Annotated in this window: 13 protein-coding genes; 1 reads left to right on the forward strand and 12 read right to left on the reverse strand. The window is 64.4% G+C overall.

What is annotated here, in order from left to right; all coding sequences use genetic code 11:
- Positions 1–189 precede the first annotated feature (189 nt).
- The gene (locus OSH12_RS15475) at positions 190–1,269 is read right to left on the reverse strand and encodes an IclR family transcriptional regulator (protein WP_266344486.1); all 1,080 of its coding nucleotides are present in this window, start codon (positions 1,267–1,269) and stop codon (positions 190–192) included.
- Between the two features lie 274 nt (positions 1,270–1,543).
- Between OSH12_RS15475 and hydA the strand changes: the two genes are divergently transcribed.
- Positions 1,544–2,932, forward strand: coding sequence for a dihydropyrimidinase (hydA, locus tag OSH12_RS15480; RefSeq protein ID WP_266344487.1), 1,389 nt, complete (start codon positions 1,544–1,546; stop codon positions 2,930–2,932).
- A gap of 397 nt (positions 2,933–3,329) precedes the next feature.
- Here the strand turns inward: hydA and OSH12_RS15485 are convergent, their stop codons facing one another.
- From OSH12_RS15485 to OSH12_RS15535, 11 genes are all read right to left on the reverse strand, one after another.
- A complete protein-coding gene (locus OSH12_RS15485; protein ID WP_266344488.1) occupies positions 3,330–4,295 on the reverse strand; it encodes a helix-turn-helix domain-containing protein in 966 nt (321 codons plus the stop codon).
- A 65-nt stretch (positions 4,296–4,360) separates the two neighbouring features.
- Positions 4,361–4,549 carry a hypothetical protein gene (locus OSH12_RS15490; RefSeq protein ID WP_266344489.1) on the reverse strand — a complete coding sequence of 63 codons (189 nt, stop codon included), beginning with the start codon at positions 4,547–4,549 and terminating at the stop codon, positions 4,361–4,363.
- A gap of 263 nt (positions 4,550–4,812) precedes the next feature.
- Positions 4,813–5,379, reverse strand: a complete 567-nt coding sequence (locus OSH12_RS15495; protein ID WP_266344490.1) for an SIS domain-containing protein — start codon at positions 5,377–5,379, stop codon at positions 4,813–4,815.
- A gap of 304 nt (positions 5,380–5,683) precedes the next feature.
- The gene (locus OSH12_RS15500; protein ID WP_266344491.1) at positions 5,684–6,403 is read right to left on the reverse strand and encodes a carbonic anhydrase; all 720 of its coding nucleotides are present in this window, start codon (positions 6,401–6,403) and stop codon (positions 5,684–5,686) included.
- A 145-nt stretch (positions 6,404–6,548) separates the two neighbouring features.
- Complete coding sequence (locus OSH12_RS15505; RefSeq protein WP_266344492.1) at positions 6,549–6,938, reverse strand: hypothetical protein; 390 nt, start codon at positions 6,936–6,938, stop codon at positions 6,549–6,551.
- Positions 6,939–7,032: 94 nt separating this feature from the next.
- Positions 7,033–8,376, reverse strand: a complete 1,344-nt coding sequence (locus tag OSH12_RS15510; RefSeq protein ID WP_266344493.1) for an LLM class flavin-dependent oxidoreductase — start codon at positions 8,374–8,376, stop codon at positions 7,033–7,035.
- A 30-nt stretch (positions 8,377–8,406) separates the two neighbouring features.
- Positions 8,407–9,570, reverse strand: a complete 1,164-nt coding sequence (gene ssuD / locus OSH12_RS15515) for an FMNH2-dependent alkanesulfonate monooxygenase (RefSeq protein WP_266344494.1) — start codon at positions 9,568–9,570, stop codon at positions 8,407–8,409.
- A 23-nt stretch (positions 9,571–9,593) separates the two neighbouring features.
- On the reverse strand, positions 9,594–10,994 hold the full coding sequence (locus OSH12_RS15520; protein ID WP_266344495.1) for an LLM class flavin-dependent oxidoreductase: 1,401 nt from the start codon (positions 10,992–10,994) through the stop codon (positions 9,594–9,596).
- 26 nt (positions 10,995–11,020) lie between these two features.
- Entirely contained in the window at positions 11,021–12,262 is a 1,242-nt protein-coding gene (locus tag OSH12_RS15525; protein WP_266344496.1) for an acyl-CoA dehydrogenase family protein, read from the reverse strand.
- A complete protein-coding gene (locus OSH12_RS15530; RefSeq protein WP_266344497.1) occupies positions 12,259–13,617 on the reverse strand; it encodes an LLM class flavin-dependent oxidoreductase in 1,359 nt (452 codons plus the stop codon). Before OSH12_RS15530 ends, OSH12_RS15525 begins: the two co-directional genes overlap by 4 nt.
- Before the next feature lie 31 nt (positions 13,618–13,648).
- Positions 13,649–14,497 carry an ABC transporter ATP-binding protein gene (locus OSH12_RS15535; RefSeq protein WP_266344498.1) on the reverse strand — a complete coding sequence of 283 codons (849 nt, stop codon included), beginning with the start codon at positions 14,495–14,497 and terminating at the stop codon, positions 13,649–13,651.
- Between the last annotated feature and the right edge of the window lie 42 nt (positions 14,498–14,539).

Consider the following 14,539-nt stretch of genomic DNA (forward strand, 5'->3'; position numbering starts at 1 on the left):
GTACATGCAGTTAAATCGAGCCTTTCTCGCTTGTCAATCAGGCGAAATCCGTCGACTGCGTTTTGCGGAAAATTGATGCAGCCATGCTCAGGAAATGGCGACGCAGGGGTTGGCGCGGCCATGGCGGTCCGCTCCCGGCGAAGGCATGGCTTCGCTGGGTAGCTCGCACGACAGCACGGAAATCTGCGGCTACAGGCTGGGAAAGTCGGCCGGCATGCGGCCGAGAACGGCGCGGTTGATGGCGATCGAGGTGTTGATGATCTCGCGGGCGAGTGCCTCTTCGATCGGTGCCACGGTCGACAGCAGCCCCGAGCAGGTGAAGACATAGGCGACTTCGCCATAGCGGTCGAAGATCGGCATGCCGAGCGCCATCAGGCCTTCGGTCAGTTCGCCGATGCTGCGGGCATAGCCGCGCTTGCGGGTGGCGGCGATCTCGGCCTTCAGCAGGTCAGCGCTCATCAGCGTGGTGCTGGTGTAGCGGCGCGGCTGCCAGCTCTCCAGCCACTGGTCGATCTCGGCCGGCGACTTCCAGGCAAGGTAGGCGCGCATGTTGGCCGGTGCGTCGCGCGGCAGGTGATGGCCAATCGGATAGGACACTTCCATCGCCTGGAAGCTGTTGAATTTGTCGACGACGACGAAGGAATCGTCGGCCTGGGGCTGCGCCAGCACGGCGGGAAAGCCGATGCGCTGCACCAGGCTGCCCAGTTCATGCCGGATCCGGTCGAGGATCGGCGCGCCCAGTAGCGACGACGCGCTGGCGAACAGGCCGGAATTCAGTTCGTAGAGCTTTGCGCGGCTGTCGAGGCGCAGCCAGCCGAAATGCACCAGCGTCTTCAGGATCGAGTGGCAGTGGCTCTTGGTGATGCCGAGCGTCGTCGCCAGTTCGGTCAGCGAGGCGAGGTGGGGCGGCGTGTGGTTGATGTAGTTGATGATGGCGATGGCGTTTTCCACCGCCGGCACCAGGCCGGGCGCCGGCCGTCGCGGCGGCGCGTCGTCCTGCGCGGTGAGCAGCCAGCGCGAACCGTCCTGCTGCAGCGAGGTCGTGTAGGGCGAGGGAGAGACGACGGGCGTCGCATCCGCCGCCAGGGCGCCGCTTGGCTTTACCGTGTCTGACTTGGCCGCCTTGTCAGGCGCGGCGGGCTTGGGTGTCTTCGGCACTGCGGGTTCCTTCACCGGCACGGCGCCCGCCGCGAGCCGCTGGCCCATGCCGGCGGGCTCGGTCGAGCCGCAAATATTCTTGACCGACGTTTCGAGATCGATCAATCTCATTTAGAGAACTTGGTTCTCTTAGTAGAAAAATCAACTGAACCTGTCAAGCCGCCGGGCCGTGACGTGGGAGTCGCCAGGACCGGAATCATCTTTGTCCGCCGAGGCCGGAATGGTGGAGGATTGGATGTGGTCCCGCAATGACCCTCCGCGATCCCAGCCGTGCAAGACCTGCGTCTATCCGCCTGCTGCCGGCGCTTCGGTGTGGAACGATCCCTGCATTCAACCCCGCACGCGGGCGGCCGCCGCCCCCCTGAAACCAATCTGGAGACTGTCGATGGATCTCATCGTCAAAAACGGAACGATCGTCACCGCCGGTGGCATCTCGCGAGCCGATCTCGGCGTCAAGGACGGCAAGATCGTTCAGATCGGCGGGGACCTCGGCGAGGCTGCACGCGTCATCGATGCGGCCGGTTGCTATGTCATGCCGGGCGGCGTCGACGTGCACACCCATATCGATTCCAACAACATGGAAACGAAATCGGCCGATGATTTCGGCTCCGGCACCATCGCGGCGGCCTGCGGCGGCACCACGACAATCGTCGATTTCTGCGCCCAGGACCGCGGCGGCACGCTGGCCGAGGCGATCGCCAAATGGGATGCGCGCGCCGAAGGCAAGGCGGCGATCGACTATGGCTATCATGTCATCGTCCTCGACATGAATGACGGCGTGTTCGAAGAGTTGCTGACGCTGCCCGAGCGCGGCATCCCCTCGTTCAAGGTGTTCATGGCCTATCGCGGCATGAACATGATCGACGACGTGACGTTGCTGAAGACGCTGGAGCAGGCCAAGCACTCCGGCGCGCTGGTCATGGTGCATGCCGAGAACGGCGACGCGGCCGATTATCTGCGCGACAAGTTCATCGCCGAGGGCAAGACCTCGCCCAAATATCATGCACTGAGCCGCCCGCCGCGCGTCGAGGCCGAGGCGACCGCCCGCGCCATCGCGATGGCCGAGATCGTCGGCACCTCGATCTACATCGTGCACATGACCTGCGAGGAGTCGCTGGACGAACTGATGCGCGCCAAGGCGCGCGGCGTCGATGCGCTGGCCGAGACCTGCACGCAATATCTCTATCTGACCAAGGATGATCTCGACCGGCCGGGCTTCGAAGGCGCGAAATTCGTGTTCACGCCGCCGCCACGCGAGGTCAAGGACCAGGAGATCCTCTGGAACGCGCTCGCCAATCGCGTGTTCGAGACGGTGTCGTCCGATCACTGTTCCTGGCTCTACAAGGGCCACAAGGATGAAGGCCTGCACGATTTTCGCCTGATCCCGAACGGCGCGCCCGGCGTCGAGGAGCGGCTGATGATGGTCTATCAGGGCGTCAATCAGGGCCGGATCTCGCTGACCCAGTTCGTCGACCTGGTCGCCACCCGGCCGGCGCAGGTGTTCGGCATGTTCCCGCAGAAAGGCACGATCGCGGTTGGCTCCGACGCCGACATCGTCATCTGGGATCCGGAAGCGTCGATGACGATCACCCAGTCGGCCATGCACAACGCCATGGACTACTCGACCTATGAGGGGAAGAGCGTCAAGGGCATGCCGAAGACGGTGGTGCTGCGCGGCAAGGTCATCGTCGAGGACCGCGACTATGTCGGTACACCGGGTGAAGGCCGTTTTCTCAAGCGTGAGAAGTATGTTCCGCGCGTGCGACCAGCATGAGCCGTTTGCCTTATCGGCCGTCGCCGCGAACGAACGGCTGCCCTGTCGGGTTTTTCTAGCTGCGCGCTTCTGACAGCGCCGATTTTGATGTGGTTGCCAACGCGCTTCGTTCTCTGGCGCCGGCCCGCGAACGGGTTGGCGCCAGCATTCTGGATGACGCTCATCCATGGAGACGCGGACAAAGCGAGGCCGTTCGTCGAGAACTTCCACCTGGCGAGCGGACCGGCCGCCTGGCCTTTTATCCTCTTGCCCCATCGGTCGGTGGCTTTTGGTGTTGGCTCGGCTCGACGCAATTCGCGAGGGCCATGACCGGGGGCTGTGGTGTCCTGGATGGCTCCGTGCAGCGTACTGCACCACCTATTTGCCTGCGCGCCCCCGATGAGCACGGCGCGGCGTCCTATTTGGTCGGTGCTTCAACACTCAACAGCGCGCGGACCAAGGCGGATTGGCTGTGCACGCCGGTCTTGTCGAAGATGCGCTGCAACTGGGTTCGCACCGTGTTGACGCTCACCCCGAGCCGCTTGGCCGCGGCTGCGACGTCCTCGCCATTGATGATCAAACGAGCAAGTCGTGTCTGTGCCGGCGAGAGACCGAAGACCTCCCGCGCGCCGGCGATCCGTCGTTCGACCGTCTGGGCATCGTCAAAGGAGATCAGCGCCTTGCCGTCTTCGAGCAGAACCCAGCAGTAGAGAGGAACGCCAGTCGCGTCCTCGCCGAGCGTCACCGCCCATGCCTGTTTCGGCGCGACGACTAGCGGTCGCTGGCTTTGAAGCTCGATATGGGCGAAGCGAACCGCGTCGCGCAATGCGACGTCGTGTTCGCTACGCCGAGCGCGCAGGCGACCGGCGGCAACGACCAGCCCTGGATGGCCCGGCATTCGCTCGCGCGCCATCCGATTGGTCCAAAGGATCCGCGCATGCTCGTCGACCTCGATCAGCGGGCAGTCGGCCGCCTCGATGTCGCCCTCCATCATCACCATGCAGGCAATCTTCCAGACGCCGTCGATCCGGTGCAGAATCCGGAGCTGGCGCTTGCGATCCTCGCCGGTGTCGCTGCCGATCTGATCGAAGGTCACCCAGGCCACGTTGCCGTCGATGACCACATTGACCTTCTCCCAGTGCACGCGCCCCGCAAAAGCCTGCTTGTCGGGGAACCTTTCCACGATCTTCCTGAGCCGCGCAGCGATCGGGTCCCAGCCTTCGTCGACCCGGACGCCGAGCGAGGCGAAGTATTCCATCCGGCGGGTCTGTGGCGACTGCAACCAATGGCTCGCCAGCGCCTCGAAATCGCGCTGCAGCCAAGCTTCGGTTTCGGCGCGGATCACCGCCAGAACAGCCGTCCTCTCAGCCTCGCGCTCGTCCATCTGGCGGTTCCCCATGGCAAAGGCTTGCGCAGCATAGCACGCTGATTTCAGGGCATGACGGCGCCTCACAGCTGAGCCACGCTGACCAGCAGCAGGATCACGCAGATGCTTGCGGCGATCGACCCGAACATGCGAACGCTCGGGCGTGGCCGCATGATCTGATCGCGGTAGTATCTGTCCTCGTCCGACGAGCTCATCTTGGTGGGACGACGTTCCCTGGGCATATGCACGGCGACAAGACTGGACACGTCCATCGGAGCCTCCAGGTTCGATTTACCTGAGGCATCATCGCATGCGTCCCGGCCCCGCCTTGTCATCCTGGCGCATGACATTGGCCGCCATACAGCTTGAAACGCGACCGAGGCACTTCGGCCTTGTCGTCGCGCAATCGGGGGCTGCTTCGCGCAGCTCGGTGCGAATGATGTCCGCACCGAGCTGCCGGGTATTCTTCAGCCCGCCCTTCACACTCGGAAGAGATGGGGTCTCCGAATCGGGAATGTGTGCCGGCTTTCTCTGCCTATTCCAGATTGGTGTGCCGGGCTCGCATCGCCTCCGGCGTCGTCTGGATCCGCTCGCGCAACTTCAGGATCATGACCTCGAAAAGAACGAACAGCGCGCCTTCATAGAGCGAGCCCATTGGCAGGATCGAGCTGCGCGCAGCCCCCTGATCATCGGCCATGGTCTGAGCGGGCAAGTGAAGAACCAGGTCGGCCATGCTCGGCGCCTTGCCGTTCGGCTGCGCGGTAATGACCACCACCTTGGCACCGGCGCTGCGCGCCACGCCAATCAGCGCGAGAGCCGTCGAGATTTCTCCGGGTCCGACTGTGACCAGGAATACGTCGCCAGGTCCGACTGGCGGCGTCGTCATGTCCCCCTCCACGGCGACCGGCACACCCATGTGGTAAAGGCGCATGGCGAAACCCATGATCTGCAGGCGCTCGCGACCTCCGCCGAATACGACCGTGCTCTTGGCCTTTGCGATGGCGTCGATGACCTCGTCAACCTTGGCGTCATCCAGTCGACTGAAGACGGTTCCAAGCTCGTTGAGGGCGATGTGATAGGGACTATTGTTGACGCTGCTCACTATTTCAGTTCCCGCTGTGAAGTGATGTCGAAACGCCTCAAGTGAAGCACAGAGGTCAGGTGAACTGCAAAGTATCGCTGCCACACCACGCCGCTCTTGCCGGATATCGCGCTTGGCATCCCTCCGGCCCCGTCCTGGCAAGTTCGGAATTCGCGCGTAGGGCGAGTGTCTGAGCGCTACCTTACACATCGTCGCCGCGGACCGAGGCGATTTGACAGCATGGCGTTGCTGCGAGCAAAGGCAGGCTCGCCGACTCGCAAGCGCCCCGTTCGTCAATTGCGGAGACCGGAATACTCGGAAGTGACTACACCAGCGTAACCTTGCCGGTAGCAAGGTCGTAGACCCCGCCGACAACTCGCAGCTGCTGTTTCGCAATCAGGTCCGCCAGGATCGGACTCGTCTTTTCAAGCTGGCTGACATTGTAGCGGACATTCGCGATCGTCGCGGCCGCGACCAGGTCCGCGCCTCCCTTGTCAACCGTGGCTTCGATGCCAGGCTTCATGGCGCTTGCGAGGCCTGCTATATGCCCTGGAAGCTGATTGCCTTTTTGCAGCGCCTCGATCGTGGCCGTGACCGCGCCGCATCGGGAATGACCGAGCACCAGGATGAGCTTCGCTCCAAGGACGGCCGAACCAAACTCCAGGCTGCCCAATCCCTCGTCTGTGACGAAGTTGCCCGCGACCCGGACGACGAAGAGATCGCCCGGCCGTTGATCGAAGGCGAGTTCGGGGGCGACGCGCGAATCCGAGCATCCGAGGACCGAGGCGAAGGGCGCTTGCCCAGCGGCAGTATTGACCCGGTTCACGCTGAAGTCGCGCTCGCGCGCATTATTCGAAACGTAACGGTCATTGCCTTCGGTCAGCAGTTTCAACGCCTCGTCCGGAGTCTCTGCGGCACGCGCCGGTTGGGCTTGCACCGTATCGGGAAGTAAAGCATTGCCGAATAAAGCCAAACCGGCGAGAGCGATGCTCGCTCCGAGGATCTTGCGACGCTGCGGGTCTATTCCGAGGCAGTCCTTGCACATGTGGCACCTCCTGATGCCCTTTTAAGCTATCACGAGGTGCGAGAGTTTTCATATGACGCTACGTCAAGAAAAGTGCTGGTGCAGTCCTCGCCCCTGCGTCTGCCTGACCATGGCGACGAGAGGTTCGTTCAACTGCCCCTTTGCATCAGGGGGTCTTGAGGCCTTCAAGTTCCGGAAAGGGATACCAGCGCAGAAGTGGCTCGGCACACGCGGAAGCGTTCGGATTCATGCCGACAGGATATTTCCCCACCAGCCGGATCGAAACTGTCTTGCTCCCGGCGTAACCGCCCGTGGCGTTCTTTGCGTTTGCCTTCACGCAAACAAACTGCACCTGACCTCCCGGCGCATCCATGACACTCGAAATCGCAGCGTCGCGAACCGAATATGGATCAATCAGATAATCCTTCGCGTCATGCACGATCACGCGCCGAATTTCTTTTGACGGTGCGCGTTGAGTAGCCAACGCATCTTCAAGCGGGCTGGATACACATCCAGACAGCATGAGCGCAGCCGCGACGACAAACAAACTTCTCAAGATGGCCCCCCAAGGCATACGCCCCCGAACAAACACGAACGGACCCTTACTAGGCTATGCGGAGGCGCGTCCAGCTAGCAAGAACTCTGCGGCACTATGCTACCTCCGAAGCGCGATCTGGGAAGCGATGGGCGGGGCGTTCGAGGCCGAGATGGTCGCGCAGCGTCGTACCCTTGTATTCGCGCCGGAACTGGCCGCGTCGGCGGAGGATCGGAACGACGTGATCAACGAAGGTCTCGATGCCTGACGGCTCGACGTCGGGCATCAGGTTGAAGCCATCGACCGCGCCGGCCTCGAACCACTCGCCGATCGTATCGGCCAGTTGCTCGGGAGTTCCGATGAAGAGGCGGTGCCAGGTCAGGATGCGGTCGAGGATTTGCCGGACCGTCAGCCGATCGCGCCGGGCGAGTTTCAGCACGATTTCGCGGGCGCCTTGCGAGGCGGGCGACAGCTGCGTCGTTGTCAGCAGCCAGTCGGGGAGCGGCCTGTCCCAGGCGAGCTCTTCCGCATCCACGCCGATCTGAGAAGCCAGCCAATGCCGCCGGCGGTCGCCGGCCAGGGCGTTCAAGGCGTCGTTGCGCTCCTTCGCCTCGGCTTCCGTGCCCCCGAGGACGAAGGAGAGGCCCGGGAGGACCCGGACGGCATCTGCCGGACGGCCATGCGCCTCGGTGCGTCGGCGCAGATCCTTGGTGAAGTCGAGCGCGTCCTCCAGCGTCCCCAGCGCCGCGAAGACCATGTCGGCGTTGCGCGCTGCCAGCTCCAGTCCCGCCGGGGAGCCGCCAGCCTGGACGATGACCGGATGGCCCTGCGGCGAACGCGGCACATTGAGCGGTCCATCGACACTGTAGTGCCGGCCCCGATGCAGGATCTTGCGGACCGATCCCGGCCGCGTGAAATGTCCCGTCGCCTTGTCGCCGATCACGGCGCCATCGTCCCAGCTGTCCCAGAGGGCGCGCACGACGTCGACGAATTCCTCCGCCTTGGCGTAGCGCTCTTCTCGCGGAAGATGCGGCTGCGCACTGAAATTCGCCGCCACCGTCGAATCCGCCGTGGTGACGACGTTCCAGGCCGCGCGACCGCCGCTCAGATGATCGAGGGAAGCGATGCGCCGGGCGACATTGTAAGGTTCCTCGAAAGCCGTCGAGACCGTGGCGACCAGTCCGAGATGGGTCGTCTGCGAAGCGAGGGTCGACAGCAGGACGATCGGATCGAGCGACAGCGGCGGACCGGCGAGCGGCGCGCTACCCTGGAGCGACACGCCGGGGATATCGGCGAGAAAGATCGCATCGAGCGTGCCGCGCTCTGCCACTTTCGCGAGATGGTTCCATTGCTGTGGCTTCACGAAGCCCAGCGGATCGGCCTCGGGCGCCTGCCACGCAGCCGGGTGCATGCCGTCGGAAAGCACATTGAGTCCGAGATGAAGCGTACGTTGGGTCATCGGTGTTTCTCTGCGGGATGGTACGCCGGCTCAGCTGGCGGCGCTGGACCGATGGGCCGGGGCGCTCAACACGTTGGCGACGGTCTCGCCGGGAGCCTCGCGGTTGCATCCCAGATGCGGCGCGATCGGAAGCCGTGGGAAGACGAGCTCGGCAAAGCGATACGCTTCCTCAAGATGCGGGTAGCCGGAGAGAATGAACGTGTCGACGCCGAGGCGCCTGTACTCGTCGATGCGCTCCGCCACCGTCGCCGGATCGCCGACCAGCGCCGTCGCGGCGCCCCCGCGCACCAGCCCGAGCCCGGCCCAGAGATTTGGCGAGACCTCGAGCTTGTCGCGCTTGCCGCCATGCAGCGCCGCCATGCGGGCCTGGCCGACCGAATCCATCCGGGCGAACACCTGCTGCGCCTTGGCGATGGTCTCTTCATCCAGGCGGCTGATCAGCTTGTCCGCCGCCGCCCAGGCCTCGGCCGTGGTTTCACGCACGATGACGTGCAGGCGGATGCCGAAGGTCACCTGTCGCCCCTCCGCCTCGGCGCGCGCCCGGACGCGGCCGATCTTCTCGGCCACCTGTGCCGGGGGCTCGCCCCAGGTCAGGTATTTGTCGATCGTGCGCGATGCGACGTCGATGGCGGCGTCGGAGGAGCCGCCGAAGAAGAGCGGAGGATGCGGCTTCTGGTGCGGCGGGAACAGGAGCTGGGCGCCGTCGATGTCGAAGTGTTCGCCCTTGAAACGAACGGTCTCGCCCGAAAGCACGGCCTTGTAGATGGTGAGGAATTCCTCGGTGATCGCGTAGCGCTCGGCGTGATCGAGATGCACGCCGTCGCCGCGGCTCTCGACCGGATCGCCGCCGGTGACGACATTGACCAGAAGCCGCCCGCCGGAGAGCCGGTCCAGTGTCGCCGTCATGCGGGCGGCGAGCGTCGGCGCGATCAGGCCCGGCCGCACGGCGACCAGGAAACGCAAACGCTCGGTGAAGGGCGCGAGCATCGAGGCGACGATCCAGCTGTCCTCGCAGCTCATTCCCGTCGGGATCAGCACTCCCTCATAGCCCAGCGTGTCGGAAGCGATCGCCAGCTGCTTGAGGTAGCCGAGATCGACCGGCCGCGCGCCTTCCGAGGTGCCGAGATAGCGGCTGTCGCCGGGCGTCGGCAGGAACCAGAAGGGCGAGATGGTTTCAGGCACAGGATGGGGCACGGGAAACTCCGGGATGACAGGGATCAGGTTTCGGCAAGGGCGAGGTCGGCCCGCGTGTCGTTGCCGGAAAAGGCGCCACGGAAGCGGGCGGCGGGGTGGCGGTCGTTGAGACGCGGCCCGCTGCCGGGGAAAAGCCGCTCGCGCAGCGTTCCGGGAGCATAGTCGCGCTGCGCCAGGCCACGTGCCTGCAGCAGCGGCGTGACGTGGTCGACGAAGTCGACAAAGGTTGCCGGCGCGGTCTGGTAGATCAGGTTGACGCCGTCTATGCCCGCGTCGCGCCATTCGGTCAGGGCGTCGGCAATCGTTTCGGGCGATCCGACAATGCGGGTGTTGTAGGCTAGCGCGTGGCCCAGATCGCGCACGAGGGCTCGGCGGCCGGGGTTGGCCTCTTCAAAATTGCGGATGTAGCCTTGCACCCCTTCGATCTCGAGCTCGTCCACGGGGCGGTCGGGATCGAGCAGGCCGAGATCGATGCCGAGGTCTCGGCTGATATGAGCGAGCAACCCATCGATGCTTGCATATTCGTCGAGTTCGCGCGCCTTTCGCTGCGCTTCCTCGTCGGTGCTGCCGACGACGAAGGACAGGCCCTGGATGTATTTGAGGTCTCCCGCCTTCCGCCCCGCCGCGACGACCTGCTGGTTCACGTTGTCGACCAGCTTCCGGGCTGCCTGGGGGTTGAGGCTGACGATGAAGGTGCCTTCGGCATTCAGCGCGGCGAAGGCGCGGCCTGCCCGGGATGATCCGGCCTGGAAGAGGACAGGAGTGCGCTGGGCGGACGGTTCCGTCAGATGCGGGCCCAGTACCTTGTAGCGGGCGCTCTCGTGGTGGATGCGGTGGATCTTCGAAGGGTCGGCGTAGATATTGGCCACCCGGTCGGCACGCACCGCATCGTCATCCCAGGATCCCTCCCAGAGCTTGTAGACGATGTCGACATACTCCGCCGCCCAGGCATAGCGCTCTTCATGCGGCACGATGCGGTCGAAGCCGAAATTCTGCGCGGCATTGTGGCTGACGCTGGTGACGATGTTCCAGCCGATCCGGCCCTTGCTCAGATGATCCAGCGTCGAAGCACGGCGGGCAAAGCTGAATGGATGATCCTGCAGGATCGAGGACGTGAAGGTGAGGCCGATCCGCTCGGTGGCATGGATCAACGCTCCAACCAGCGTCGACGAATCATTGACCGGGATCTGTACCGCCTCGCGGATATAGGTGTCCCAGCTGCCCTTGTAGATCGGATCCACGCCCAGCACGTCGGCCAGGAAGAAATTGTCGAACTTGCCGCGCTCGAAGGTGCGAACCAGATCGACCCAATAGTCCAGCGAATTGAAATCGACCTGCCGGCTTTCGGGGTGGCGCCACAGACCGTGATAGATGTGGGAGACCACATTCATCGAGAAGCCGTTGAAGATGAGCCGCTTCGTCATCAGGATATTCCTCGCTTCTCGTCTTGCTAGATCTTGACGCTCGACGGCGGAGCCCGGCCGTTGAGCAGAAAGTCGCCAATGAACTTGAATTTGTAGGCAATGGGATCGTGCGTCGTGTGGGTGCGGGCATTGCGCCAGTGCCGGTCGAGATTGAGTGCGCGGTCCGTCCCGGAGGCGTTGGCGACGAGGAAGAGCTTTTCGCCATTGCGCAGCGCCGCCTCGGTGGAGACGATCTTGGCCTCGGCGACGGCAATGGAGGCGGCGACGAAATCGGCTCCGGTCGCCGTTCCGGTGAAGAAGGCGCGGGCCGCGCGATCGACGAAGCCGGCGCTGCGCTCCAGGATGGCCACGGCGCCGCTGGCCGCAGCCGAAAGCTCGCCGATCGTCTGCAGGACATAAGGATCGTCGACAGCCCGCTCGACACCAGACTCGCGCAGCGTCCGTCCCCGGTTTCGTGCGAGATGGATGGCATCGTCGAGGGCGGCGAGGGCGATGCCGCTATCGATGGCGACATGGATAAGCTGGGCCGCCGCCTGCACATGCCAGCGTCGCTCGGTCGGGGAGGGCGGTCGGATGATCTCGTCCTCGCTCACGCGAACGGCGGCGAGTTCCACCGTGCCGCTGGCGCTGGTGCGCTGGCCCAGCCCGTTCCAGTCGTCGAGGATCGTGACGCCCTCGCGATCGCGGGGAAAGAGCACGGCAACGACCTTGCCGGCCTCGTTGAGCGCGGTGACATAGAGCGTGTCGGCGAACAGGCTGCCGGTGCTGTAGTATTTGCGGCCGTCGAGACGGAAGCCGCCCTTCGGGTCCGCCGTCAATCGTGTGGCGATGTCGCCATAGAAGGCGCCGCCGCGCTCCGCCGCGGCGTTGGCTATGAGTTTCCCTGCCAGTACCGAGGTGAAGATCCGATGTTGCAAGAGATCGCTACCATCGGCGGCGACCTGTTCGAGGATCGTCAAATGCGGCTGGATCGATTGCGCGATGTTCGGATCGCCGCGCGATAGCGCCAGGACAATGCGGCTGGTGTCGAGCCAGTCGAGCCCCGGGCCGCCATGCTTGACGGGAATGCGCGCCGCGAGGAGGCCGGAAGCCTTCAACGCCGCCACCTCCTCGTGAGGCAGCCGACGTTCAAGGTCGCGGGCCGAAGCTCCGGCCGCCAGGACTTTGCCCAGGCGGGTTGCCTCGATCAGGAGGGGCGCGGACTTGCTGGCTGGGACTGTCGCGTCGCCGTCAGAATTGTCCGTGGATGCGGCGAGCCTCAGGCTCATTCCGCAGCCTCCTGAAAGCGGGGAGCCGGATCGAGGCTTGCGGGTCCGAGGCCGAGATGGTCGCGCAATGTCTTGCCGGAATATTCCTTGCGGAACAGACCGCGGCGCTGCAGTTCCGGCACGACCAGCGTGACGAACTCCTCGAAGGCGCCGGGCGAGTAAGCAGCGGAAATGATGTATCCGTCCGCCTCGCTATTGGCGAAGCTGGCCTCGATCTCGTCGGCGATCTGCTTCGGTGTGCCGACGATATGCGGCAGCAGCACGCCTTGCGCATAAAGACGGCCGATATCGCGCAGCGTCAGCTTGTCGTTGGCGCTCAGTCGGCGAGCCACGTCGAAGATGCCCTGGCAACCCGGAACCACGAGATCGCTCACCGGCTCGTCCAGCTCGTACTGCGAGAAGTCGTGGTCGGTATGGGCCGAAAGCGTGATCAGTCCCGAGACCGGGTCTGCCAGTTCGTTGTGGAACGCCTGCTTTTCGCGCGCGATCGCCTCGGTCTCCCCGACGAAGGGGATGAAGGACGGGAAGATCTTGATGTCGTCGGGGTTGCGGCCAAACTTGGCGGCCCGCTGCTTGATGTCCGCATAATATGCGCGCCGGCCTTCCGGCGTCGGGTCGATCTCGAAGATGATCTCGGCCCAGCGGGCGGCGAAATCCCTTCCCCGGGCCGAGGCGCCCGCCTGCATGATGGCCGGCCGACTGGCTGGCGAGTGAGGCACATTGAGCGGGCCTCGCGTCTTGAACCATTCGCCGGAATGATGGATTGCCCGCACCTTGTCGGGATCGGCGAACACGCCGCTTTCCTTGTCCTGGACGAGGGCGTCGTGATCCCAACTGCCCCAGAGCTTGAAAGCCGCCTCGACAAATTCCTCGGCGCGCTCGTAGCGCAGATTGTGATCGAGGTGTTCGTCGAAGCCGAAGTTCTGCGCCTCAGCCTGGCTGAGCGAGGTGACGATGTTCCAGGCGACGCGGCCGCGCGAAAGATGATCGAGCGTTGCAAAGGTCCGGGCGACATCGAAGGGATGGTAGTAGGTGGCCGAACGCGTGAGGCCAAGACCCAGATGCTCGGTAGCCGCGGCCATGATGGCGACGACATAGGCCGGATCGAGGGTGGCGACGGCCTGGACGCCGCGCCGCAGCGGTTCGCGGATATCGTTGCCGTAGCGGCCAGGTATCGCGAGCAGGTCCGCGAAGAAGACGAAATCGAACCGCCCGCTTTCGGCGACACGGGCGAGGTGCTGGTAATATTCCGGCGTCAGGAAGCCCTTGTCCGAGCGCGGATGGCGCCAGGCGGCATGGCTGTGGGTCAGTTGGGACGCCCAGAGAAAGCCTGCGAGATGAAGTTGCTTGGTCATGATGTCCTGCGTCTGTTGAAGCGGGTGGGGCTCAGCCGGCGGCCTTGCCGACGGGGCGGCCGAGGCTGTCCTCGAATTCGAGGCGTTCCGCGCGCTGCACTTCCTCGTGCAGGAGCGACCAGACGCGGTGACGCAATTCAGCGAATTCGGGGGCCGAGCGAATGTCGCCGTCGCGGCGCGCTTCGAGCGGGATGTCAACGATCGCCTTGACGCGGCCAGGCCGCGAGGTCAGCACGGCGACGCGCTGCCCGAGATAGACGGCTTCCTCGATTCCATGGGTGATGAAGACGATGGTCTTGCCGGACACTTCCCAGATCCGCAGCAGTTCATCCTGCAATGTCTCGCGGGTCTGCGCGTCGAGGGCGGCGAAGGGCTCGTCCATGAGCAGGACGCCCGGGTCGTAGGCGAGAGCGCGGGCGATGGCGACCCGCTGCTTCATGCCGCCGGAAAGCTCATGCGGGTGACGATCCTCGAAGCCTGAGAGGCCGACGAGGTTGAGGAAATCGCGCGCGATCGGCCCGCGCTGCTTCTTCGGGATGCCCTTGGCCTCGAGCCCGAATTCGACATTGCCGAGCGCCGTCTTCCAGGGGAACAGCGCGTATTGCTGAAACACGACGCCGCGATCGAGCGCCGGGCCGGTCACGGGCTTGCCGTCGATCAGGATGCGGCCGCTTGTCGGCTTCGACAGCCCGGCGGCGAGATCGAGCAGGGTCGATTTTCCCGAGCCGCTGGGCCCGACGAGCACGAAGAATTCGCGGGACTTGATGGAGAGATTGATGTCCGACAGCGCCGTGAAGACGGAGGAGACGCCATCCGCACGATATCGCTTCTGGATGGCGAAGTCCTTGCTGACATTCTCAAAGGTAATCGTGCTGCTCATGGCGGCCTCCCGGCTGGGTTCCTGCGAAGAGAGCGACGCCGG

This window comes from Kaistia terrae, assembly GCF_026344005.1.
Classification (GTDB): domain Bacteria; phylum Pseudomonadota; class Alphaproteobacteria; order Rhizobiales; family Kaistiaceae; genus Kaistia; species Kaistia terrae.

What these genes read in the sequence shown, in the direction of transcription:
- OSH12_RS15475 (WP_266344486.1), bottom strand. Translation starts at nt 1,269, where the DNA reads ATGAGATTGATCGATCTCGAAACGTCGGTCAAGAATATTTGCGGCTCG.
- OSH12_RS15530 (WP_266344497.1), bottom strand. Translation starts at nt 13,617, where the DNA reads ATGACCAAGCAACTTCATCTCGCAGGCTTTCTCTGGGCGTCCCAACTG.
- OSH12_RS15520 (WP_266344495.1), bottom strand. Translation starts at nt 10,994, where the DNA reads ATGACGAAGCGGCTCATCTTCAACGGCTTCTCGATGAATGTGGTCTCC.
- OSH12_RS15500 (WP_266344491.1), bottom strand. Translation starts at nt 6,403, where the DNA reads ATGTGCAAGGACTGCCTCGGAATAGACCCGCAGCGTCGCAAGATCCTC.
- OSH12_RS15485 (WP_266344488.1), bottom strand. Translation starts at nt 4,295, where the DNA reads ATGGACGAGCGCGAGGCTGAGAGGACGGCTGTTCTGGCGGTGATCCGC.
- OSH12_RS15510 (WP_266344493.1), bottom strand. Translation starts at nt 8,376, where the DNA reads ATGACCCAACGTACGCTTCATCTCGGACTCAATGTGCTTTCCGACGGC.
- OSH12_RS15525 (WP_266344496.1), bottom strand. Translation starts at nt 12,262, where the DNA reads ATGAGCCTGAGGCTCGCCGCATCCACGGACAATTCTGACGGCGACGCG.
- OSH12_RS15535 (WP_266344498.1), bottom strand. Translation starts at nt 14,497, where the DNA reads ATGAGCAGCACGATTACCTTTGAGAATGTCAGCAAGGACTTCGCCATC.
- OSH12_RS15490 (WP_266344489.1), bottom strand. Translation starts at nt 4,549, where the DNA reads ATGGACGTGTCCAGTCTTGTCGCCGTGCATATGCCCAGGGAACGTCGT.
- hydA (WP_266344487.1), top strand. Translation starts at nt 1,544, where the DNA reads ATGGATCTCATCGTCAAAAACGGAACGATCGTCACCGCCGGTGGCATC.